This window comes from Brevundimonas sp. P7753, from assembly GCF_013386595.1.
Taxonomy (GTDB): Bacteria; Pseudomonadota; Alphaproteobacteria; order Caulobacterales; family Caulobacteraceae; genus Brevundimonas; species Brevundimonas bullata.
On sequence record NZ_JACARP010000239.1, the window covers coordinates 1 to 1,039 of the forward strand.

At 63.5% G+C, this 1,039-nt stretch carries 1 protein-coding gene; it reads right to left on the reverse strand.

The window, feature by feature from the left end:
• The coding region (locus tag HX774_RS19365; protein WP_178829027.1) for a TonB-dependent receptor domain-containing protein at positions 1–1,039 on the reverse strand (1,039 nt) is incomplete at both ends.

Sequence of the window (1,039 nt, forward strand, 5' to 3'; positions counted from 1 at the left end):
CCCCACATGCGGGGGGCGCCGACGCCTTGGGAGAACAGGCCGTAAGGCTGGCCAAGCTGGGGGGTGCCGAAAGCGTAGTATTCCTTGTCCAGGAGGTTGGTTACGAACAGGCCGAGATCGAGACCTTGTCGACCGGCGACGTCACGCAGATCTGCGCGCAGATTCCATAGTTCATAGGCATCCACGTCTACACCGTAGTTTTGGCAGGCTGGGAAGGCGCCGTTCGGCCCGCAATTGGAGGAGGCGGTGTCGGACGTGGAGAAGTCGGACTGGTAGTAGTAGCTCAGAGTGACGGAGGCGTCCCCCACTTCCCCGGGTAAGGTCGGCGTCCAGGTCAGGCTTGCGTTGAACTGGTGCTCGGGCGTGAAGCCGAAACGGGCGTCTGACACATCAACAGGCGTCAGCACGGGAGCGGCCGTGGTCCCGGTATTGTAATAGTTGAGGAAATCCTTGTACTCGGCCTTCGTCAGCGAGTAGCCGCCCCCGAACTCGAGCGTCGGGTGCAGCCGCAGGGACCAGTCCGCCTCGATCCCCCAGATGGCGGCTTCCGCCGCGTTGACGGTCAGTGCGGTGACGACATTGTTCACAAGTTGCTGAGAGTTGCGCTGAATGTCAGCGTACCAGCCGTGATAGGCGGCCAGGTTGAACCGGGATCTCATGCCGGCGATATCGAACTCGTTCTTCGTGCCGAACTCGATGTCGTCGAGAATCTCGGGAAGATAGGGTGCGCGCTGGGCGATCGTGGCGGGATTATCCAGGCTGCCGGCGGTGGCGTTGCCAGGCTGGGCGGTGAAGCCTCCGGCGCGATAGCCGCGCCTGTGCGCCAGATAGACCATGTTCCGAGGCGACAGCTCATAGTCAACGGACAGATTCCAGGTCGGTTCACTGAAATCGGCCTCGGCCTTGAAGCTGCAGACGTCGCGTTCGGCGGTGAGGATCGCTTCTGTCGCGTCAAGCACCGCGCCGCCGTAGGGGGAGGGGCCAATGGCGGCGCCGTCCATGCGGCAGACGATGCGGCGCGGCGCGGTCGCGTTCGCCG